This window comes from Streptomyces nidicola, assembly GCF_050106155.1.
Taxonomy (GTDB): Bacteria; Actinomycetota; Actinomycetes; order Streptomycetales; family Streptomycetaceae; genus Streptomyces.
Genome location: NZ_JBNBPI010000001.1, coordinates 330,207 through 350,886, shown reverse-complemented (window position 1 = coordinate 350,886; position 20,680 = coordinate 330,207). Strand labels below are relative to the sequence as shown.

Genomic DNA, 20,680 nt, shown 5'->3' with positions numbered 1-20,680 from the left:
TTTTACCTCTCCTTGACGAGATGGCATTATTGCGACTCTTTCGCAATAACAGTAGATCTTGAATAGGGGTGGGTGGCGTGGCCAGGCCGGCACGGAGCGCGACAGCAGGGGCAGCGTTCATCGCACTGGCGGTGACCGCTGCGGCCTGCGCGGCGCCGAACGACGACGCCAAGAGCGGCGGCGGCGACAGTGCCGTCGTCGGCATCGCCTACGAGCCCGACAGCCTCAGCCCGCTCCTCGGCTACGGCAAGGACGGCAACTCGAAGATCTTCGACGGGCTGCTCACGCACGACGCCGACATGAAGCTCAGGCCCGCGCTCGCGGCCGAGCTGCCGAAGGTGAGCGACGACGGCCGCACCTACACGTACAAGCTGCGCGACGGCGTGAAGTTCAGCGACGGCAAGCCGTTCACGTCGAAGGACGTCGTCTTCACCTACGACACCATCCTCGACAAGAAGACCAACAACGCCTCCAAGACCGAACTGGACGCGGTGAAGGACGTCGAGGCGAAGGGCGACGACACCGTCGTCTTCCACCTCAAGTACCCCTACGCGCCGTTCGCCGAGCGCACCGTCCTGCCCATCGCGCCCGAGCACGTCGCGGGTCAACAGGACGTGAACAACGGCAGGTTCACCACCAGGCCCATCGGTACGGGCCCGTACGAGCTGGTGAAGTGGTCCAAGGGCGAGAAGCTCGTCTTCAAGGCCAACCCCGACTACTGGGGCGGCGCGCCGAAGATCAAGAACTTCACCATGGCGATCATCAAGGACGACGACGTGCGCGCCACCCGGCTGCGCTCCGGCGACCTCGACGGCGCCATCCTGCCGCCCAACCTGGCCAAGACGTATCGGGCCGACACCGCCAAGAAGACCTACGCGGCGAACTCCTTCGACTACCGCGTCGTCACCCTGCCGACCGGCAACAAGGTGGCCGGTGACACCGACATCCGCCGCGCCCTCGACATCGGCGTGGACCGCAAGGCCATGGTCGACCAGATCCTGGAGGGCGCGGGCAAGGAGGCGTACGGGCCCGTGCCCACCGACAGCCCGTGGTTCACCAAGGGTACCGAGCGCGCGCACGACCTCGCCAAGGCCAAGAAGCTCCTCGACCAGGCGGGTTGGAAGACCGGCGCCGACGGCATCCGTAAGAAGGACGGCGTCCGCGCCGCCTTCCCGCTCTGGTACCTCACCGGCGACAAGCTCCGCCAGGACCACGCCCTCGCCTACGCCTCCGACGCCAAGAAGCTCGGCATCGACGTCAAGGTCGAGAGCGGCACCTGGGAAGTCATCATGCCCCGCATGCCCAAGGACGCCGTCCTTGCGGGCGGCGGCGCACCCGCCGACCCCGACTTCGACCAGTACTCGCTGCTCAAGTCCTCCCTCGCGGGCGACGGCTTCAACAACATGGCGCACTACGACAACAAGAAGGTCGACGCCGCCCTGGAGGACGCCCGCCGCACCGACGACAAGGCGAAGCGGCAGGCCGCGTACGACACCGTCCAGCGCGCACTCGTGAAGGACCCCGGCTACACCTTCCTCACCCACATCGACCACCTCTACGTAGTCGACAAGAAGTTCGGCGACCTCTCCACGCAGGTCGAGCCGCACGACCACGGCCTCGCCTCCGGGCCGTGGTGGAACGTGGAGGACTGGAAGGCATGAGCAGACGGCTCCCCTGGGGGCCGATGGCGCGCCTGACGGGCCGGCGGATCGTGTTCGCCGTGCCCGTCCTGGCCGCCGTCACCTTCGGCGTCTTCGCGATCGCCGCGGCCTCCCCCTTCGACCCGGTCAAGGCCTACGCGGGCACGGCCGGGCTCACCGCATCACAGGAGAACCTCGACCAGCTGCGGGTCAACCTCGGCGTCGACCAGCCGCTGTTCGCCCGCTGGTGGGACTGGCTGACGTCGGCGTTCACCGGCGACCTCGGCGACTCGGCCGTCATGCGGCAGCCCGTCGCCCAGGTGATCGGCGAGCGGCTCGGCTGGTCGGTGCTCCTTGCCGCCACCGCGTTCCTCGTCGCGGTCGTCCTCGGCACGCTCCTCGGCGTGCTGGCCGCGCGCCGACAGGGCGGCTGGCTCGACCGGGCCGTCACCTCGCTCGCGTACACGCTGGAGGCCGCGCCCCCGTTCTGGCTCGGCCTGCTCGCCGTGTGGCTGTTCGCGCTGAAACTCGGCGTACTGCCGGCCGGCGGACTCACCGACACGGGCTCCTCGACTGTCACCGCCGGGCAGGTGCAGTCCCATCTCGCGCTCCCGGCGGGGGTGTTGGCGATATCGCAGCTGCCGTGGTTCGTCCTGTACGTCCGTCAGGGCGTCGGCGACGCACTCGACGAGGACCCCGTGCGCGGGGCCAGAGCCCGCGGACTCGCGCCGCGCACCGTCCTGTTCGGGCACGCGCTGCGCTCCGGCATGCTGCCCGTGCTCACGCTCATCGGGTCACGGGTGCCCGAACTCATCACCGGTGCGCTGCTCGTGGAGACCGTGTTCAGCTGGCCGGGCATCGCCGCCGCGACCGTGCAGGCGGCCACGTCCGTGGACTTCCCGCTGCTCGCCGCCGTCACCGTCCTCGCGACGCTCGCCGTGCTGGCCGGTAACTGGGCGGCCGACCTGCTGTACGGCATCGCCGATCCGAGGGTGGGCTTCGATGGCTGACCTCACTCTTGAATGGCGCACGCACGGAGTGCGGCGCCGCTCCACGCGCGCATGGCGGATACGTACGTCCGCGGTGATCGTGTCCGTGGTCGTCCTCGCCGTGCTGCTCGTGCCGCCGCTGACCCAGCTGGACCAGCAGGCCGTCGACCTCGCCGCGAAGCTCCAACCACCGTCCTGGGCGCACCCGTTCGGCACCGACGACGTCGGCCGTGACCTGTTGCTGCGCAGCGTGTACGGGCTGCGGGTCTCGCTGCTCGTCGGCGTGGTGGCCGCGGTCGTCGCGACCGTCATCGGCACCGCCGTCGGGGCCCTCGCGGGCGCGCTCGGCGGCTGGGTGGACCGGGGCGTGATGCGCGTGGTGGACACCTTCTCGTCGGTGCCGCACCTGTTGCTCGGCATCTTCATCGTGGCGATGTTCCGGCCGGGGGTGTGGCCGGTCGTGATCTCGGTGGGCCTGACACACTGGCTGTCCACCGCCCGCATCGTGCGCGCGGAGGTCCTGTCGCTGCGCTCGCGTCCCTACGTGGACGCGGCGATCTCCGGCGGAGCCTCACGGTGGCGGGTGACGGCCAGGCACCTCCTGCCCGGCGTCCTGCCGCAGGCGGCGCTCGCCGCGGTGCTGATGGTCCCGCACGCGATCTGGCACGAATCCGCCCTGTCCTTCCTGGGGTTGGGCCTGCCCACCCACCAGGCCAGCCTCGGCACGCTCGTCCAGACGGCGCGCGGCTCGCTGCTCGCGGGCGACTGGTGGCCGACCCTCTTCCCCGGCCTGTTCATCATCGTGCCGACGCTGGCCATCGCGGGCCTCGCGGGCGCCTGGCGCGAACGCTTGAATCCCCGCCGCCGATCGGAGCTGACCCTGTGACCACGGTGCTTTCGGTGGACAACCTGTCCGTACGGTTCCGGATGCGCGACGGCGCGTACGTACGGGCGGTCAGCGACGCCTCCTTCGACCTCGCGGCGGGGGAGTGCCTGGCCCTCGTGGGAGAGAGCGGCTGCGGAAAATCGGTGCTGGCCTCCGCGCTGCTGGGCCTGCTGCCGCAGAACGCGGAGACGGCGGGCTCGGCGCGCCTCGGCGGCCTGGACCTGATGGCGGCCGACGAGGCGACGCTCGCGCGCACGGTGCGGGGCCGGCGGATCGGCCTGGTGCCGCAGAGCCCGGCCGCGCACCTCACCCCGGTCCGCACGGTGCGCTCACAACTGGCCGAGATGCTGCGGCAGTTGACGGGAGCACCGCGTCGGGGTCCGCAGCTGTCGGCGGCCGTCCGGGAAGCCGCCGAGCGGGCCGCCTTCCCGCTGGACCATCTCGACCGGTACCCCCACGAACTCTCCGGCGGACTCGCGCAGCGCGCCGCGACCGCGCTCGCGCTCGTCGGGGACGCTCCGCTGCTCCTCGCCGACGAGCCGACCACGGGCCTCGACCGCGACCTCGTCGAGCGCACCGTCGACGAACTGCGCCGCCACATCGGCACCGACCGGGCGCTGCTGCTGATCACGCACGACCTCGCGGCGGCGGAGCGGATCGCGGACCGGGTGGCGGTGATGTACGCGAGCCGCATCGTCGAACTGGCCGACGCGGACGCCTTCTTCGGGGCGCGCGGCCCCCGCCACCCGTACGCACGGGGCCTCCTGAACGCCCTGCCCGACCGCGAGTTCACCCCGATCCCCGGGATGCCACCGGAGCTGAGCGCGCTGGGGGAGGGCTGCGCGTTCGCTGCGCGCTGCACCCGCGCCGACGACCGCTGTGCGGCGATGCCGGCGCTCACGGACGGCGTGGCCTGCCACCACCCCGTACCGGCCCACCAGGAGGCCACCCGTGCTTGAACTGCACTCCATCACCGCGGGCTACGACCGACGCGCCCCGGTCGTCCGCGACGTGACCCTGACCGTCCGCCCCGGCGAGAGCGTCGGACTCCTCGGCCCGAGCGGCTGTGGCAAGTCGACCCTCGCCCGCGTCGCGGCGCTGCTGCACGCCCCGGACGCGGGCCGGGTCGTCATCGACGGCGAACCCGCGCACCGCTTCCGACACCGCGCCCCACGCTCCCAACGCACCGCGTTCGGCGTCGTCTTCCAACAACCACGCCTCTCCGCCGACCCGCGCCTGCGCCTGTCCGACCTGATCGCGGAACCCCTGCGCGCGAACGGCGCCGACCACGCGGCCCGGGTGAGCGAGTTGGCGGACACGGTCGGCCTGTCCACCGAGCTCCTGACCCGTCGCCCCCACGAGGTCAGCGACGGCCAACTCCAACGCGCCTGCCTCGCCCGCGCCCTCACCCTGCGCCCCCGCTGGCTGATCTGCGACGAGATGACCGCCATGCTCGACGCGTCGACCACGGCCGCGCTGGTGGGCGTGGTGGAGGACTACCGGCGGGAGACCGGGGCGGGGCTGCTGGCCGTGGGACACGACCGGGTGCTCCTGGAGCGGTGGTGCGGGCGGACGGTGGAGTGGGGCGAGTTGGCGGGGGCGTAGGCGAACGCCCGGGCGAACCACCGGGCGATCGCGAACGCCCGGGCGCCCTACGCTGCGTAAGCCGGCGCCCGGGCGCCCTACGAGGTGGTGACGCGAGCCAGCGCGCCGATCTCCAATGCCGTCCACACGGCGCCGTCCGGGCCGACGGCGATGCCGTGAGGTTCGGATTTCGGGGTGGGCAGGTCGTGGACGGCGAGAGCGCCGTCGGGAGTGAGCGTGCCGATGCGGTTGGCGCCCCACTCGGTGAACCACACGGTGCCTTCGGCGTCGACCGTGACCGCGTGCGGGCGGGCGGTGCGGTCGGGCAGGGGGAACTCGGTGATCCGGCCGTCCGGAGTGATCCGGCCGAGCTGCCCGGCCGCGATCTCGACGAACCACAGCGCTCCGTCGTGGCCCGCGGCGATTCCTACGGGAGCGGCCGCCTCCGTCGGAAGGGAGTGGAGGGTGATCGCGCCGTCCATGCCGATCCGGCCGATGGCGTTGGCCTGGTTGAGGGTGAACCACATCGCGTCGTCGGCACCGGCCGTGATCGCCGAGGGGAAGGCGCCGGTGACCGGGAGGGGGAACTCGGTGACGTCGCCGTCCACGGTGGTGCGGCCGATGCGGTCGGCCGCCGTCTCGGTGAACCACAGCGCCCCGTCGGGTCCCGCGGCGATCCCGAACGGTCCGCAGCCCGGCCTGGGCACCTCGAACTCGTCCACGGCGCCGGCCACCGTGATCCGCCCGATCCGGTCCGCCCGGTACTCGGTGAACCACAGCGCCCCGTCGGGGCCCGGGGTGATGACGGTCGGTCCGCAGCCGGAGGCGTCGAGCCGGTGGCGTGTCGGATCGGTGCCGGGGACGAGCCGGCCGATCTCGCCACTGTGGACGAGGGTGAACCACAGGGCGCCGTCCGGACCCGTGGTGAGGGCGTAGGGGCCGGACGCGCCGTCGGACACCACGTGTTCGGCGATGGATACGCGGTGTGTTTCCTGGCGGGATTCCTGCGTCACAAGGACTTCTCCTGACCGTGTTAGGAAGCGTCGGCCCACTCGACACGGTTCTCCTCTGTGGGGCCTCGCTGCAAACTTACGATGGACGTAACGGGCTGGGTCGGGCCGGAGGCCGGTGCTACGCGACCCGTTCGATCTCGGCGACCAGTACCTCCGCGTCGGGCCGCAGTCGATCATGTAGCCGCTCCCACGACTCCTCCGCCTCGCCCAGATACACCGCGCGGGCATGCGCCAGTACCGCGCGGTTCTCCTCCGGGAGCCGGGCGAGCGCCCAGTCCGCCGCCGCGTCCTTCGACAGGATCTCCCCGGTCGCGAGGGTGGCCCAGACGCGGGCGAGGGTCAGGACCACATTGCGGGTGTCCGTATCCAACTCCTCAAGGAGCGCCGGGATCCCGGCCACGGTCGCGCGACGCACATCGGACTCCGGGACCGGATCGAGCAGTTCGGCGGCGGGCGGGCCGAACAGGGCGACACCACGCCGGTGCACCATCGTGACCAGCAGCGCAAGGTCCTCGTCCACCTCGGGCCCCGGTGTCTCCTCGCGTTCGTACGCGTCCCGGAGCCACTCGCCGTACTGGAACTCCCGCACCGGCGGGAACCGCCAGGGCCGCACTTCGGCGAGCCGTACGAGCGTCAACTCCACCGGGCGTTCCTGGCCGTGCGCCGCACCCGCCCCGGACAGTTCCATCAGCCCGCCGACGAGGCGGGCGCGCCGACCGGGTGTCGTGGGAGCGTCGGTCACGGCGAACACGTCGACATCGCTGTGCGGGCGCAGACCGCCGGAGACCGCCGAACCGTAGAGATACGCGGCCACCAGATCGGGCCCGAGCACCTCGCGCAGCACTTCCACCACGCACTCCACCTGGCGCACGGCCGACTCCCTTCGCTTTCCGTCGATCCTTCGCCCGTCCCCGCCATCATGCACGTCCGTGACCGGTGGCTCGTGGTGTCACCGCGGTGAACCGGGGGTGCCGGTCACGCCAACTCCCGTCACACCTCTGCCGGTTGACGACCCGCGCCCCGCATACTCACCGTGTCCCACCGGCCCACCATGGGAGGCACGCATGGCCCCGACCACCCGCCGCAGAGCCCTCGGTACCCTCGCCGCCGCGCTCGCCGTCGGTGTCACCACCCCCAACCTCGCCCAAGCCGCCGCGGGCAAGCGCGGCCCCGCGCCCCTGCGGCGCGCCCACGCCCACAACGACTACGAGCACCCGAGACCCCTGTTCGACGCGCTCGACCAGCGCTTCAACAGCGTCGAGGCCGACATCTACCTCGTGAACGGCGACCTCCTCGTCGCCCACGACCCCGTCGACCTCGACCCCTCGCGCACCCTGACTTCCCTCTACCTCGCCCCGCTCGCCGCCCGCGTGAAGGCCAACCGCGGCTCGGTGTACCGGGGTTGGCGCACCCCGCTGCAGCTCCTCGTCGACATCAAGACCGACGGCGCGGCGACGTACCAGGAACTCGACCGCCAATTGCGCCGCTACGGCCGCCTCTTCACCACGTACGACCGCGGGCGTGTTCGGAGCGGAGCCGTCACCGTCGTCGTCTCCGGGGACCGGGCCGCCCGCCCGCCGATGGAGGCGCAGACCAGGCGCAGCGCGTTCTACGACGGCCGCCTCACCGACCTCGGCAGCGCGGCGCCCGCCTCGCTCATCCCGCTCATCAGCGACAACTGGGCCAACAACTTCACCTGGCTGGGGAGCGGGCCCATGCCCGCCGCCGAACGCGACAAGCTGCGCGGGATCGTCGGCGCCGCCCACGCGCGCGGCCAGCGCGTCCGCTTCTGGGCGACACCCGACGTCGCGGGGCCCGAACGCGACGCCGTCTGGGCCGAATTGATCGCCGCCGACGTCGACCACCTCAACACGGACGACCTCGCGGGCCTGCGGGCGTTCCTGGAGGCCCACGACAAGGCGCACGACAAGGCCCACGCCGGGGCCCGCGGCGGGAGTTCCGGCCGGTGACCCCGGGTTAACACCCGTTCGGGGGACAGGTCATGCCCCGGTCGACGCCCTCCGCTGCGTCACACTTGCGGCCGATAGCCACGGTGTTGACGTGGCGGAGGAGGTTCGGCGATGTCTCTGTCCATTTCCGTCGTGCTGTTGCTGCTCATCATCGCGGTGGTCTTCCTGCGCAACGGAGCCATGAAGTTCTCGCACGCTCTCGTCTGCGTCCTGCTGGGCTTCCTGCTCGCGGGCACGGACGCGGCGCCGACCATCCACGACGGCATCACTTCCACCGCGGGGCTGGTCAGCAGCCTCAGCCCGTGAGGGCGCTACTTCGTGGCCGAGAACACCCCTATCCCGTTCGCGACCGCCCGCTCCGGCGGGTCGCTGGGGTGGTTGCGGACCGACACCGCGGGTGCGCCGGGTGCGCGTGCCACGAGGGTCGACGAACCGCCGCCGTCCAGGCTGAACGCGTCGTCCGAGCCCAAGGACCGCATCGTGGCGGCCACTTCGGTCATCGACATGCCGGTGCGGTAGGCGGGGGCGCCGTCCAGGGCCAGCAGGATCAGCTCATGGCCGCCGTCCCCGATGCCCGCCGCCGTGCGCACGGCCGACGTCGTCGCGTCCAGGCCGGGCAGCGGCGCGCCGTCCCGCAGCACGGGATACCCGCCGATCGCGAAGCGGTACGGGATGCCCGAGCGCGCGGCGACGAGCCGGTGGTGGACCGCGACCGGGTCACCCGGTGACAGCTTGCGCAGCCACTGCGCGCCGGCCTCCCTGCCGACCAGGACCGTGGAACCGGCCGCTATGGGCCCGCTGCCGGGTGTGTCGGCGGCCGACACGACGCGCCCGCGGCGCACCGTCACCTCGTACGTGTCCGTGGAGCACGGAGCCGCCCGCTGGGTGTCCGTGCCGCAGGTGGCGCGCACCCGGGACACGCTGCCCCAGTCGGAGGTGAACGCGCCCACCGAGCCGACCGGCAGCGCGTACTGGTTCAGCCCGCCCAGCGGCACGCGATCGTCCCGGGTGCGTACCGAGCCGTCGAGCTCCAGGCTGTCGAGGCGGGCACGCCGGTCGACCCCGACGCCGAGGACGTCCCGGGTGGAGGTGCCGGGCGGCAGGGCCGGGCCGAAGCGCTGCCCGTTCGGCACGGCCGCCTTGAGGGTGTGCCCGCTCGCGATGGCCGGGCCGACGGAGGCGCCGGTGACCTCGACGCCCGGGTGCTGGCTCTCGGTGATGTTGAAGAAGTCCCCGTTGACCCCGCCGACGGCGCCGGCCGTGTCGGACATCGAGGAGACGGTGGCGCGGGCCCCGACCGCGCCGGGGTGCAGGAGGTCGACCCGCACGCGCGGGTCGGTCAGATCGACGGTGAGGACGTGGGCGTGTGCGGTGCCCTTGGCGGCGGGAACGTCGAACTCCGTGTACGTGACGCCCGGAGCGACCCTCTCGCCCGAAGCGGCGCCGGCCGGTGCCGCACCCGTCAGGGCGGCACCGGCCAGCATCGAAGCGACCCCGAGGGCCGCAAGGACTCTTCTGCCTCGCTTGCCAACTCTCGTCTGCATGTGGGGAGTTCAGCAGACGCGGGGTCGCGCGTCGATGGCTAGGTGCCGACGAGCCGGGAACGGATCAGGAAACGTACGCCTTCGGGTGCTTCGAGGGAGAATCCGCTGCCGCGTCCCTCGACGACGTCGACGATGATCCGCGTATGGCTCCACACCTCGTACTGGCTCTTGGACATCCAGAACGGGACCGGCTCCGCCACCCCCTCCACCGCGAGATCGGCGAGCAGCACGTCGGAGGCTCCCGTGCGGAACTCGCCCGCCAGGTAGCACATCGGCGCGCTGCCGTCGCAGCAGCCGCCGGACTGGTGGAACATCAGCGGACCGTGGGCCTCGCGCAGCCGCCGCAACAGCTCGGCGGCCGCGTCCGTCAGCTCCACGCGGGGTACGTCGGTCATGAGACCCAGTCAAAGGGGTGGGACGTTGCGACCACGTTGCACGCGCGACACGGACCCCGGCATAAGCTCCGCACATGGAACAGAGGGAGATCATTCTGCGGGCCATCGGCGTGCTCACCGAGACGCACGAGATGGTGCGCAGGCTCAGCGACGGCGAGGCACTCGACACCGACCTGACGCAACTGGGGCGGCTCGTGTCGGAGGTGTTCCCGACCATCGAGATCCCGTCGGGGGCCACCGCGGAGGAGGCGGCCGAACTGGCCATCGCCGCGCTGATGCCGGCGAGCGTGTCGCTCGTGGAGGCGTTCGCGTTCCTCTTCACGCAGCTCGCCAAGGTCCACGACGAGGGCCGTACGGACGTCAACTCCAGCGAGCTGCTGCAGGAGATCGCGCTGCGGATGTCCGATCCGGGTGCGGCGGAGGCAGAGGAGGAGTGAGGGGAGCGGGCGCCCGCCCCGTGCGGGCGCCCCACCAACTGGCCGTCCATGCCGTCGGGAACCTACTTGTGCGGCCCCCGGAAGCGTCCGAACGCCTTGCCGAGCGTGCCGAACGGTGAGGCGTCCTTGGCGTCCGCGTCCGTCGCCGCGTGCGGCGCGCTCTCGGCGCGCGGTACCTCGGCGAGCGCGGCGCGCGCCGCTTCGGCCGCCTCGCGGTAGCTGTCCCGGGACCTGGTCATCGCCTCGAGCGCCTCGGCGTACTTCGTGACCATGTCCTGCGCGTGCGTCAGCTCCTCGTCGGGCGTGAGCAGATGCCAGCCGTCGCGCAGACGCGTGAGCGCCTGCTGCGCCTCGTCGGTCAGCGGCCGCGGGAACGCGGTGAACTCCCGGATCCGGTCGATCAGTTCCGTCGGCTCGCTGCCGTCGAGGAACACGCTGCGCACGGTGAAACGGTCCGCCACATAGTCCGGGTGCGGCGGCGTGGTCGGCAGCACGACGCCGCCGCCGCGCGGCATCCCGGCCTTGAAGTCCTTGCGCAGCCCGAAGTCCACGATCTGCGCCTGGTCGGGCGTCGCCCGGTGCTCGATCACCCGGTGCTGCAGGCTCGGCGGCAGATGCTGCGTGATCGACCGCTGGCCGCGGGCGTCCGGCGTCATCGCCTCGTGGATGACGACATGCACGTACCAGCTGGAGCGCGAGCAGTCCTTGAGGAGGCGGCGCAGCTCGTCGTCGTCCTTGGGGAGGTGATTCGGGGCCCGCAGGCGCAGCCCCGCCACCGTGTCGTGGTCCCAGGGCACCCGCTCGCTGTCCGGCCAGAACATCGGCGCGGGCGACGGCCAGGACAGCTCCCAGGCCCGCTCCGCCTCCGCGGCGAGCACCCAGGTGACGCCTTCGGAGCCCTTGGCGCGGACATCGGGGTCGTACGTCGTGAGCTGACCGCGCACGGTGACGTTCTCGGCGACGCGCCAGCGTGCCTCGAACACCCGGCGGGCGCCGGGGCCTGGCCCGGCCTCCTCCGCGCGCGGGTGCAGCACCGTGGAACGCGCCGCGTCCTCGGGGTCGAGGTCGAGGAAGTCGTCGAGCACACCCGCCGCCTTGAGGGCGATCAGGTTGCGCCGGACGTCGCGCTCGGGGTCGGGACCGAGGTGGCGTCCGCGTCCGAGCCACACAGTGTCGGGGACGGGTGTCGGGGTTGAGTTCTTCTTCGCCATGGAGTCGTTCTGTGAGTGATCGGGGCGCGACCAGTATGGGTCCGTGGACGCGCGGGGGCCAGGGCAGGGTGGGCCGGTGTCGGGATTGTCGCGCGTGCGCGCCCGATTCGCCCCTCGTGTACCCCGGCGTGGCGCGTCCGATCCCGTACGCTCGCCGAATGGCCAGGTACTACGACGTGCACCCAGCAAACCCGCAAGCGCGCCTGATCTCCGCGATCGCCGACGGCATCCGCGACAGCGCGCTCGTCGCCTACCCCACGGACTCCTGCTACGCGCTCGGCTGCCGGCTCGGCAACCGGGCGGGCGTCGACCGGATCCGCACCATCCGGCAGCTCGACGACCGACACCACTTCACACTGGTCTGCCAGGACTTCGCCCAGCTCGGCAGGTTCGTCCAGATCGACAACGACGTGTTCCGCGCCATCAAGGCGGCGACGCCCGGCAGTTACACCTTCATCCTGCCCGCCACCCGTGAGGTGCCGCGGCAGTTGCAGCACCCGAAGAAGAAGACCGTGGGCGTGCGCATCCCCGACCACGTGGTGACGCAGGCCCTGCTCGCCGAGCTCGGTGAGCCGCTGCTGTCCAGCACGCTGCTGCTGCCCGGCGAGGAGGAGCCGCTCACCCAGGGCTGGGAGATCAAGGAGCTGCTCGATCACCAGGTGGACGCCGTCGTGGACTCCGGCGACTGCGGCACCGTGCCCACCACGGTCATCGACTTCTCCGGCGGGGAGGCCGAGATCGTACGGCGCGGGGCCGGGGACACCGAGCGCTTCGAGTGACTCAGCCGGGCACGCCGGGCCTCGTCGTGCCCAGGTAGCGGATGTGCGGGCGGGCGCCGGGGCGGGTGACCTCGGCGCGCACCCCGTACACGTCGGCGATCAGTTCCTCGGTCAGTACGTCGCCCGGCTCCCCGGCCGCCACCACTCGGCCCTCGCGCAGCACGACGACCCGCGCGCAGTAGGTGGCGGCGAGGTTCAGGTCGTGCAGGGCGACGACGGACGTGATGCCCAGCGTGCCGATCAGGTCGAGGAGTTCGAGCTGGTGCTGGATGTCGAGGTGGTTGGTCGGCTCGTCGAGCAGCAGCTCGCGCGGCTCCTGCGCGAGCGCCCGCGCGATCTGCACCCGCTGGCGCTCGCCGCCGGACAGCGTGTGCCACAGGCGGTGCGCCCGGTCGGCGAGCCCGCTGCGCTCCAGGGCGGAGCGCACGGCGGCCTCGTCCGCCGCCGACGCGGGCTGCCAGGCGCGGCGGTGCGGGACCCGGCCCAGGCGTACGACGTCGGCGACGGTCAACTCGACCTGGGCGTCCGACTGTTGCTGCACCATGGCGATGCGCCGCGCGGCCTGCCTGCGGCCCACGGAGGCGAGCGGGTCACCGTCGAGCGTGACGACACCGCTCTCCGGAGCGAGCACCCCGGCCAGCAGGCGCAGCAAGGTCGACTTGCCCGAACCGTTGGGCCCGAGGATTCCGGTGACGGTGCCGGGCTCGGGCGCCACGGACACCCCGTCGAGCACCAGCGCGCCACCCGGCGACCACGACACACGCTCCGCGCGCAGCCCCGCCGTCACCGCACACCCCGCCCGCGGTACAGCACCAGCACGAACGCCGGCACACCGATCAGCGAGGTCACCACACCCACCGGAACCTCCTGCGGTTCGAGCACCGTCCGCGCCACCGTGTCCACCCACACCAGGAACACCGCTCCCGCGAGCGCCGTCACCGGAAGCAGCCGGGTGTGCCCCGGACCCACCAGGGCGCGCGCCGCGTGCGGCAGCACCAGGCCGACGAAGCCGATCGCCCCCGCCGCGCTGACCAGCGCCGCAGTGAGCAGCGCCGTCACGCACAGCAGCACGATCCGGGTGCGGGCCACCCGCACGCCGAGCGTGGCCGCCGCCTCGGCGCCGAAGGCGAACGCGTCGAGGGTCCGCCCGTACGCGAGGCACACCACGAGCGCGACGGCGAGCACGGCCAGGCACAGCCACACCTCCGTCCAGCCGACCCCGCTGAGCGAGCCGAGCAGCCAGAACAGCACGCCGCGCGTCGTCTCCGCGTCCGCGGAGGTCAGCACGACGAACGAGGTCAGCGCCGAGAACAGCTGCATCGCGGCGACCCCGCAGAGCACCACCCGGTCCGTGCTGCCGCCCAGGGTGTGACTGAGCACCAGCACCAGCGCGAACGAACAGACGGCGCCGACGAACGCGCCGCCGGACACCGAGATGGCGCCCCCGCCGAGCCCGAGCACCACGACGAGGACGGCCCCGGTCGACGCGCCCGACGAGACACCGAGCACGAACGGATCGGCCAGCGGATTGCGCAGCAGCGCCTGAAGCACCGTGCCGCACACCGCGAGCCCCGCCCCGCACACCGCCGCGAGCAGCGTCCGAGGCAGCCGCAGATTCCATACGATGCCGTCCCGGATCGGCGAGAGATCCGAGGCCGCCAGGCCGATACGGTCACCCACCGCCGCCCACACGTCGCCGACGCGGATCTGCGCGGGACCGATGGTGATGGCGAAGGCGACGGAGGCGCACAGCGCGGCGACGGCGGCCGCCCAGGCGAGCGAGGCGCGCAGGGAGATTCGGGAAGAAGCCTTCGCCGGCGCCGCCGTCACCGCGTGGGTCGAAACCGTACGAGCCGTCACTTGGCGAGGCCGAACTCGCGCAGCCCCGCGGCGACCTGCTCCACACCGTCCACCGTGCGGATGGTCGGGTTCATCGCCTGCCCGCTCAGGCGCACGTACCGCTTCTTCTTCACGGCGGTCATGTGCTTGGTGACGGGGTTGGACTCCAGGAACTTGATCTTCTGCGCGGCGGACTCCGCCGACTGCGAGCGGCGCGTCAGATCGCCGATCACCAGCACGTCCGGATCGCGGTCCGCGACCGTCTCCCAGTTGACCTGCGGCCACTCCGCGCGCGTGTCGTCGAAGACATTGCGCGCCCCGAGCTCCTTGGTGACGACGCCGGGGGCTCCGCAACAGCCCGCCATGTAGGGCGAGTCGGAGTTGGCGAACCAGTACAGGACGTCCACGCCGTGCGCATCGACCCCCGAAGTGGCCTTGCGGACCCGGGACTTGAGCTCGTCGACCAGCTTCTCGCCGCGCTCCTCGACGTCGAAGACGCGCGCCAGATCCCGGATCTCGCCGTACACGACGTCGAGCCCCAGGGACTTGGTCCGCACACCGTCCCCGTCGCCGCCGTTGTCCTTGCCCGCGCAGTCGCTGGGGGAGAGGTACGTGGGCACCCCGAGCTTCTCGAACTCCTCGCGCGGCGCCACACCGCCCTTGCCGAGGGTGTACGTGAACGAGGCCGCGGCGAAGTCCGGTTCGGTGCCGAGGACCTTCTCGAACGACGGGTAGCGGTCGGCCAGGCGCGGCACCTTCGCGTTGGCCTTCGCCAAGTGCTCGGGAACAGGGTCGGTCCAGGTGCCGGTGCCGACCATCCGGTCCGCCAGGCCGAGCGAGAGCATGATCTCGGCGGAACCCTGGTCGAGGGCGACGGCGCGGCGCGGGGCGTGCTCGACCCGCACCTTCTTGCCGCAGTTGTCGAGCGTGACACCGCCGTCCTTGGCGGCACCGTCCTCGGTGGCGGCGGTCGTGCCGCACCCGGTGAGCAGCAGGGCGCCCGCCAACAGCGGTGCGCATCGGCGGAGTTGACGTGCGAACAGCACGGAAGTTCCTTCGCGTCCAGGGCTCATACGCGGAGCCGGCCTACGGTCCGCCCCCACGCCACGCGGCACTGGAGGCCGCCAGCAGGTCTTCGGACTCGGGGTCGTCCGCGCGAAGCGCCTTCCCGGGCCGATGTACCGACCCAGTGGCAGTGGCTCCGCCCGTCACCCTCACCGCTGCGCGTCAGTTCCGGGTTCGCACCGGATTCCCTGACCCGTGTGCGTAGAAAAACACACAAAGGTACGACTGGCTCGGCGAAACTATCACGCGGAGCCGATCGTGGTCCCGGTGGCGGTACCGGAGCCCGTCAGCGGCCCTCGTTGAGGGCGTCCACCGCGCCCTGCGCGTCCCCGATCGTCGCGTAGTCCACGGCGACGAAGGTCACCGGCCTGCCGCGTTCGCGTTCGCAGCGGTGTGCCCGGTCGAGGACGTAGCGGCGGGCGTTGACCTCGCCCGCGTCGATGCGGCTGCCGCCGTTGTTGGTGATGAAGTGGTTGAGGAGGAACAGCCGTTTGTCGTCGCCGCCGCGGTGGGGGACGCAGCTCATCTGGTCCGGGGAGCGGAAGGAGAACGGCGTCTCCATGCCGTAGCGGTAGAAGTTGCGGTACCAGGGGGCCGGGCCGTCCGCCTTCTCGGCGAAGACGACCAGGCGCCGGCCGCTGTCGATCATCTCGCCGAGCGTCGGCCAGGGCTTCGCCGGATCGGCGTCGGGGCGGCGGACCAGCTTGTCCAACCCCGCTTGGTGGAATGCCTTTTGGGTGTCCTCGGCGGAGATCGCGTCCTGGATGATCAGGGTGACCACTTCGTTCGGGTGGTCCTTCATCCAGTCGCCGATCTCGCGCAGCGTCGGCACCAGGGAGATCGCCCCGGCCCTGCACACCGCGTGGCACAGCCACAGCCCCTTGCGCGGTGGATTGATCCGGTTGACCGCGGACCTCACCAGCGCCTGCTGCTCGGCCGTGAAGTCGGAGTCGTGCAGACGTTCGGTGATCTCCTCGGGTGTCTCCCAGCGGTAGGTGTCCAGCTGCATCGCGCGCACTCCGTGGTCCAGCTGCGTACTGATGAGCGGGTCCTGGAGCGGCCCGATGAAGTGGTCGGCGGTCGTCGACATCGCGTTGTGCGAGGTCAGATAGGCGACCTCGTCGTAGGGGCGGTCGCACAGCTCGGTGCTGCCCTCGCACTCGCGGGCCGCGGCGGGGGAGGCGGCCAGCGGCATCAGCACCATCCCCGCGACCGCCAGGCACGCCGCCCCGAACCCCAGGCCGCCCGACCGCCCCGGCGACCCGAGCCGCTCCCGCGCCACCCGCGGGACCCGGCCCACCAGTTCGGAGCGGGTGAGCAGGCCGATCCCGGCGAGCAGGGCCCCGGCGAGCACGGGGACGAGCGCGGCCCACAGCGCGGTGCCGGTGAGATGGCCTACGGCGGCGCGCTGCACGTCGTCGACGAGGTGCGCCAGGCTCGGTGGCCACGAGTCGGGAGGCGCGACGAGCCGTCCGTCGGTGACCAGTCGCGTCACCCAGGCGGCCAGCGCGGTGAGCGCCCCGCCCACCACGAGCGGAATCCCGAGCAGGATCAGCCGGCGCCCCGGGTGCCGCGGACCGAGCAGCCACAGCGCCGTGAGGGACAGCAACAGGAGTACCGCCGCGACGACTTCGAGCACCCCGAGGCCGACCGCCGTGTACGGACGCGCCTCGTGCAGGCCCGAGAGATCGTTGCCGGACGCCTTGAGGGTGTCGGTCAGGTCCCAGGTGCCGCCGTCGACGAGCTCCCGGAGCTGGGCCGCGGCGCCCTGGACGCGGTCCGTGACGGTGGCCGGGGCGACGGCCGCGAGCGCGGTGCCGACGTCCCCGTCCGCGAGCGCCGTCTCGACCTCCGGTCGCAGGCCCGCGCGCTCCTTGGACGGTACGAGGGCGAGCAGCGTGTCGGCGACGCGGTTCGCCTGGTCCGGCGTCAGCGGCAGCTGCGGCAGGCCATCGGGCGCCCGCCCGGCGGCGAGTTCGCGCACCTCGTCGGCGAGCGTAGCCCGGAACCGGTCGAAGTCGGGCTCGGAGCGGTTCTGGACGCCCGCGACGAGGTCGCCGAAATAGGTGTGCGCGAGGCCGTCGAGGTTGGCGAGGACCGGGCGCAGGTCGACGACGAGGCGCAGGTCGTCACGGTCGCCGTTCAGATAGCCGACCACCGCGTCGATCTGCTGCCGGGTCAGGTCGCGCAGCGTGTCGGGCGGCAGGACCAGCTTGATGTTGGAGGTGATCTGGGCCTCCGGCACGGCGAGCCGGGCCAGCAGGTCGCGGGTGACCGGGGTGGCCTCCGGGTCCACCAGGACCTCGTTGTAGAGCCGGTCGTAGGCGTGCTGCTCGTCGAGGACCGCGGCGTGGAAGCCCGGATCGAGCAGCGTGCCGCGGACGGTGGCCGTGACGCACACGGTCAGCGTGGCGACGGCGGCCACGACGAGGGCCACGGCGCGGAGCAGCGTATGGAGCGTGCCCTTCTCCATGGCGTCGACGGTACCGGTCCCGGGCCCGTCTCAGTAGTCGAGCGGGTCCCTGCTGATGGGGCAGGTCATGCAGTGGCCGCCGCCGCGCCCCCGGCCGAGCTCGGCGCCGACGATGGTGATGACCTCGACACCCGCCTTGCGCAGCAGCGTGTTCGTCTGCGTGTTGCGGTCGTAGGTGAAGACCACGCCGGGTTCGAGGGCGACCGCGTTGTTGCCGCTGTCCCACTGCTGGCGCTCGGACGCGTATACGTCGCCGCCCGTCTCGATCACCTGGAGGTCGCCGATACCCAGGGCCTTCGCGACGACGTCGGTGAACGCGGCCGAGCCCTCGTCCGTGATCTCCAGGCCCGGCGCCTTGTCGCTGGGGCGCAGCGAGAACGTGTGCACCGCGTCCATGATCTTCGGGTAGAGCGTGACGATGTCGCGGTCGGCGAACGTGAAGACGGTGTCCAGGTGCATCGCGGAGCGCAGCTTCGGCATTCCGGCGACGATGACGCGCTCGGCGGCGCCGCGCTCGAACAGGGAGGCCGCGACCTGCGTGATGGCCTGCCGCGACGTGCGCTCGCTCATGCCCATCAGGACGACGCCCTTGCCGACGGGCATGATGTCGCCGCCCTCGAAGCTCGCCTGCCCCCAGTCCTGTTCGGGATCGCCCCACCACACGGTCGAGCCCGCGAAATCCGGGTGGAACTCGTACACCGCCTTCATCAGCAGCGTCTCGTCGTGCCGCGCGGGCCAGTACAGCGGATTGAGGGTGAGACCGCCGTACAGCCAGCACGTGGTGTCGCGGGTGTAGAGGGTGTTGGGCAGCGGCGGCATCAAGTACTCGCGCACACCGGTCGATTCGCGGGCCAGGGACACGTACGGCGAGCGGTAGTCGTCGGGCAGGTCGGTGGTGGCGAGCCCGCCGATGAGGTACTCGGCGAGCTGCCGGTCATCGAGGTCCTCAAGGAACGCCCGGGTGTCGTCGATCAGGCCGAGCCCCACCTGATTGGCGACGATCTTCCGGTCCAGGAGCCAGGACTTCGCCCCCGGGATCGCCATCGTCTCCGCGAGCAGCTCGTGCAGCTCGACGACCTCGACGCCGCGCCCGCGCAGCTTGTTGACGAAGTCGGCGTGGTCGCGCTGGGCGTTCTCCACCCACATCACGTCGTCGAAGAGCAGGTCGTCCGCGTTGGTCGGGGTCAGCCTGCGGTGCGCGAGCCCCGGCGCGCAGACGAGGACCTTGCGCAGCCGTCCCACCTCGGAGTGGACGCCGTACGGAACGGGGGCGGAGCTGTCGGGGTCGGTCACGGGGAGCCTCCCGGGGCGGGGGTGGGACGGGACGGTCACAGGCTGATCCAGCCGGCGGCCAGGGCGACGATGCCGATCACCGCGCCGATGACGGAGACGGCGAGGATGACGAACTCACGGGGCGAGAACAGGCGGCGGCCCTGCTCGCGGCGGGCCATCACGAAGAGGATGGTGGCCGGGGCGTAGAAGATCAGCGAGACGAGGACGAACTTCAGCCCCGCCGCGTACAGCAGGAACGCCGTGTAGATCACGGCCACCCATGCGATGGTCAGTTCACGGTTCGAGGTGCGGCCGCCCGCGGTGAGCGGATCGGGGCGCATGCCGATCTTCGCGGCGAACGCGGCCGCGAGCAGATACGGGATCAGGGACAGGGCGCTGGTCAGGTCGAGGGCGAAGTTGAACGCGTCGTCGGAGAACGCGGTGACGACGAGCACGACCTGGGTGAGGAGCGTCGTCATCAGCAGGGCCGGCATCGGCACGTCCGCGGCGTTGGCGCGGCGCAGGAAGCGCGGCATGTCGTCGTCCTTCGCGGCGACGAACAGCACCTCGGCGGCCATCAGCGTCCAGGCCAGATAGGCGCCGAGCACGGACACGATCAGCCCGACGCTGATGAAGACCTTGCCCCAGGTACCGACCGCCTCCTCAAGGACGCCCGCCATGGACGGCTGGCGCAGCTCGGCGATCTCGCTCATCGGCATGATCCCGTAGCTGACGATCACGACGGAGGCGAAGATGGCGAAGACGCTGAGGAAGCCGAGGATCGTGGCCCTGCCGACGTCCTCGCGGCGCTTGGCGTGCCGCGAGTAGACGCTGGCGCCCTCCACGCCGAGGAAGACGAAGACGGTGGCCAGCATCGTGCCCTTGACCTGGCTGAACAGGGAGCCGGCGTAGTCGGCTCCGCCCCAGTTCTCGGCGAAGACGCTCGGATCGAAGAAGACGAGCGCCAGGATCACGAAGATGACGATCGGCACGACCTTGGCCACGGTCACGATCCTGTTGATGGCCGCGGCCTCCTTCACGCCGCGGCGGATCATCAGGAAGAACGCCCACAGGCCCACGGAGGAGAGGATCACCGCGAGCGCGGTGTCGCCCTCGCCGAGGCTGGACCAGATGGTGCCGACCGTCGACATGATCAGCACCCAGTACGTCACGTTGCCCACGCACGAGCTGGCCCAGTAGCCGAAGGCGGAGAAGAAGCCGACGTACTCCCCGAAGCCGGCCTTGGCGTAGGCGTAGACGCCCGCGTCCAGGTCGGGCCTGCGCACGGCGAGGGACTGGAAGACGAAGGCGAGCATGAGCATGCCGGTACCGGCGATCGCCCAGGAGATGAGCGCTCCCGCCACCCCCGTCTGCTCGGCGAAACGCGCCGGGAGGGAGAACACCCCGGCGCCGACCATGGAGCCGATGACCATGGTGGTGAGGGTGAACAGGGCCAGTTTCGCGGGCGGTGGGGAGGTCGTGGACTCCGTAGAGGCCTGCTGCTCCATCACGTCCCCTTCGGTCGTGGTGCGGGGAGCCGGGACGCTCGGGGAACAGTTTTCTACCTACCTGTTGAGGCCTGC

Annotated in this window: 20 protein-coding genes and 1 riboswitch; of the genes, 9 read left to right on the top strand and 11 right to left on the bottom strand. The window is 71.6% G+C overall.

Annotated elements, in window-relative coordinates; translation table 11 throughout:
* Nucleotides 1–68: 68 nt before the first annotated feature.
* The 5 genes from ACOKM3_RS01660 to ACOKM3_RS01640 are packed head-to-tail and all read left to right on the top strand — an operon-like array spanning nucleotide 69 to nucleotide 5,120.
* Complete coding sequence (locus tag ACOKM3_RS01660) at nucleotides 69–1,661, top strand: ABC transporter substrate-binding protein (protein WP_426896116.1); 1,593 nt, start codon at nucleotides 69–71, stop codon at nucleotides 1,659–1,661.
* Complete coding sequence (locus tag ACOKM3_RS01655; protein ID WP_426896114.1) at nucleotides 1,658–2,650, top strand: ABC transporter permease; 993 nt, start codon at nucleotides 1,658–1,660, stop codon at nucleotides 2,648–2,650. The genes ACOKM3_RS01660 and ACOKM3_RS01655 overlap by 4 nt, the downstream gene beginning before the upstream one ends.
* On the top strand, nucleotides 2,643–3,515 hold the full coding sequence (locus ACOKM3_RS01650) for an ABC transporter permease (protein ID WP_426896112.1): 873 nt from the start codon (nucleotides 2,643–2,645) through the stop codon (nucleotides 3,513–3,515). The genes ACOKM3_RS01655 and ACOKM3_RS01650 overlap by 8 nt, the downstream gene beginning before the upstream one ends.
* 41 nt (nucleotides 3,516–3,556) lie before the next feature.
* A complete protein-coding gene (locus tag ACOKM3_RS01645) occupies nucleotides 3,557–4,474 on the top strand; it encodes an ABC transporter ATP-binding protein (RefSeq protein ID WP_426906664.1) in 918 nt (305 codons plus the stop codon).
* Nucleotides 4,467–5,120, top strand: coding sequence for an ABC transporter ATP-binding protein (locus ACOKM3_RS01640; protein WP_426896110.1), 654 nt, complete (start codon nucleotides 4,467–4,469; stop codon nucleotides 5,118–5,120). Before ACOKM3_RS01645 ends, ACOKM3_RS01640 begins: the two co-directional genes overlap by 8 nt.
* Nucleotides 5,121–5,197: 77 nt before the next feature.
* Here ACOKM3_RS01640 and ACOKM3_RS01635 read toward each other — a convergent pair whose 3' ends face one another.
* Together ACOKM3_RS01635 and ACOKM3_RS01630 are read right to left on the bottom strand one after the other, a co-directional pair.
* Nucleotides 5,198–6,112: a Vgb family protein gene (locus ACOKM3_RS01635; protein WP_426896108.1), complete on the bottom strand. Its 915-nt coding sequence runs from the start codon at nucleotides 6,110–6,112 to the stop codon at nucleotides 5,198–5,200.
* A gap of 118 nt (nucleotides 6,113–6,230) precedes the next feature.
* A complete protein-coding gene (locus ACOKM3_RS01630; RefSeq protein WP_426896106.1) occupies nucleotides 6,231–6,983 on the bottom strand; it encodes an aminoglycoside adenylyltransferase family protein in 753 nt (250 codons plus the stop codon).
* Between the two features lie 193 nt (nucleotides 6,984–7,176).
* Here ACOKM3_RS01630 and ACOKM3_RS01625 point away from each other — a divergent pair, with 193 nt between their 5' ends.
* Together ACOKM3_RS01625 and ACOKM3_RS01620 are read left to right on the top strand one after the other, a co-directional pair.
* Nucleotides 7,177–8,082, top strand: coding sequence for a phosphatidylinositol-specific phospholipase C/glycerophosphodiester phosphodiesterase family protein (locus ACOKM3_RS01625; RefSeq protein WP_426896105.1), 906 nt, complete (start codon nucleotides 7,177–7,179; stop codon nucleotides 8,080–8,082).
* 111 nt (nucleotides 8,083–8,193) lie between these two features.
* Nucleotides 8,194–8,388 (top strand): hypothetical protein, encoded by a 195-nt coding sequence (locus ACOKM3_RS01620; RefSeq protein WP_426896103.1) that lies wholly within the window; start codon nucleotides 8,194–8,196, stop codon nucleotides 8,386–8,388.
* Between the two features lie 5 nt (nucleotides 8,389–8,393).
* Here the strand turns inward: ACOKM3_RS01620 and ACOKM3_RS01615 are convergent, their stop codons facing one another.
* Together ACOKM3_RS01615 and ACOKM3_RS01610 are read right to left on the bottom strand one after the other, a co-directional pair.
* Nucleotides 8,394–9,566: a phosphodiester glycosidase family protein gene (locus ACOKM3_RS01615; RefSeq protein WP_426906663.1), complete on the bottom strand. Its 1,173-nt coding sequence runs from the start codon at nucleotides 9,564–9,566 to the stop codon at nucleotides 8,394–8,396.
* 98 nt (nucleotides 9,567–9,664) lie between these two features.
* A complete protein-coding gene (locus tag ACOKM3_RS01610; RefSeq protein ID WP_426896101.1) occupies nucleotides 9,665–10,021 on the bottom strand; it encodes a DUF779 domain-containing protein in 357 nt (118 codons plus the stop codon).
* Nucleotides 10,022–10,095: 74 nt separating this feature from the next.
* On the opposite strand from ACOKM3_RS01610, the gene ACOKM3_RS01605 reads away from it, so the two are divergent.
* A complete protein-coding gene (locus tag ACOKM3_RS01605; protein WP_426896099.1) occupies nucleotides 10,096–10,458 on the top strand; it encodes a hypothetical protein in 363 nt (120 codons plus the stop codon).
* 62 nt (nucleotides 10,459–10,520) lie between these two features.
* On the opposite strand, the gene ACOKM3_RS01600 is transcribed toward ACOKM3_RS01605, so the two are convergent.
* Nucleotides 10,521–11,669: a hypothetical protein gene (locus ACOKM3_RS01600; protein WP_426896097.1), complete on the bottom strand. Its 1,149-nt coding sequence runs from the start codon at nucleotides 11,667–11,669 to the stop codon at nucleotides 10,521–10,523.
* A gap of 158 nt (nucleotides 11,670–11,827) precedes the next feature.
* On the opposite strand from ACOKM3_RS01600, the gene ACOKM3_RS01595 reads away from it, so the two are divergent.
* Nucleotides 11,828–12,448 carry an L-threonylcarbamoyladenylate synthase gene (locus ACOKM3_RS01595; protein ID WP_426896095.1) on the top strand — a complete coding sequence of 207 codons (621 nt, stop codon included), beginning with the start codon at nucleotides 11,828–11,830 and terminating at the stop codon, nucleotides 12,446–12,448.
* Between the two features lies 1 nt (nucleotide 12,449).
* Here the strand turns inward: ACOKM3_RS01595 and ACOKM3_RS01590 are convergent, their stop codons facing one another.
* The 6 genes from ACOKM3_RS01590 to ACOKM3_RS01565 form a co-directional block, all read right to left on the bottom strand.
* A complete protein-coding gene (locus ACOKM3_RS01590) occupies nucleotides 12,450–13,235 on the bottom strand; it encodes an ABC transporter ATP-binding protein (RefSeq protein ID WP_426896094.1) in 786 nt (261 codons plus the stop codon).
* Entirely contained in the window at nucleotides 13,232–14,245 is a 1,014-nt protein-coding gene (locus ACOKM3_RS01585) for a FecCD family ABC transporter permease (RefSeq protein WP_426906662.1), read from the bottom strand. Before ACOKM3_RS01585 ends, ACOKM3_RS01590 begins: the two co-directional genes overlap by 4 nt.
* Before the next feature lie 59 nt (nucleotides 14,246–14,304).
* Nucleotides 14,305–15,360, bottom strand: a complete 1,056-nt coding sequence (locus ACOKM3_RS01580) for an ABC transporter substrate-binding protein (RefSeq protein ID WP_426896092.1) — start codon at nucleotides 15,358–15,360, stop codon at nucleotides 14,305–14,307.
* A gap of 36 nt (nucleotides 15,361–15,396) precedes the next feature.
* Nucleotides 15,397–15,586: riboswitch (cobalamin riboswitch) on the bottom strand.
* 52 nt (nucleotides 15,587–15,638) lie between these two features.
* Nucleotides 15,639–17,825: a hypothetical protein gene (locus tag ACOKM3_RS01575; protein WP_426896090.1), complete on the bottom strand. Its 2,187-nt coding sequence runs from the start codon at nucleotides 17,823–17,825 to the stop codon at nucleotides 15,639–15,641.
* 30 nt (nucleotides 17,826–17,855) lie between these two features.
* Entirely contained in the window at nucleotides 17,856–19,118 is a 1,263-nt protein-coding gene (locus ACOKM3_RS01570) for an arginine deiminase (RefSeq protein ID WP_426896088.1), read from the bottom strand.
* A 35-nt stretch (nucleotides 19,119–19,153) separates the two neighbouring features.
* On the bottom strand, nucleotides 19,154–20,605 hold the full coding sequence (locus tag ACOKM3_RS01565) for a basic amino acid/polyamine antiporter (protein ID WP_426896086.1): 1,452 nt from the start codon (nucleotides 20,603–20,605) through the stop codon (nucleotides 19,154–19,156).
* Nucleotides 20,606–20,680: the final 75 nt, after the last annotated feature.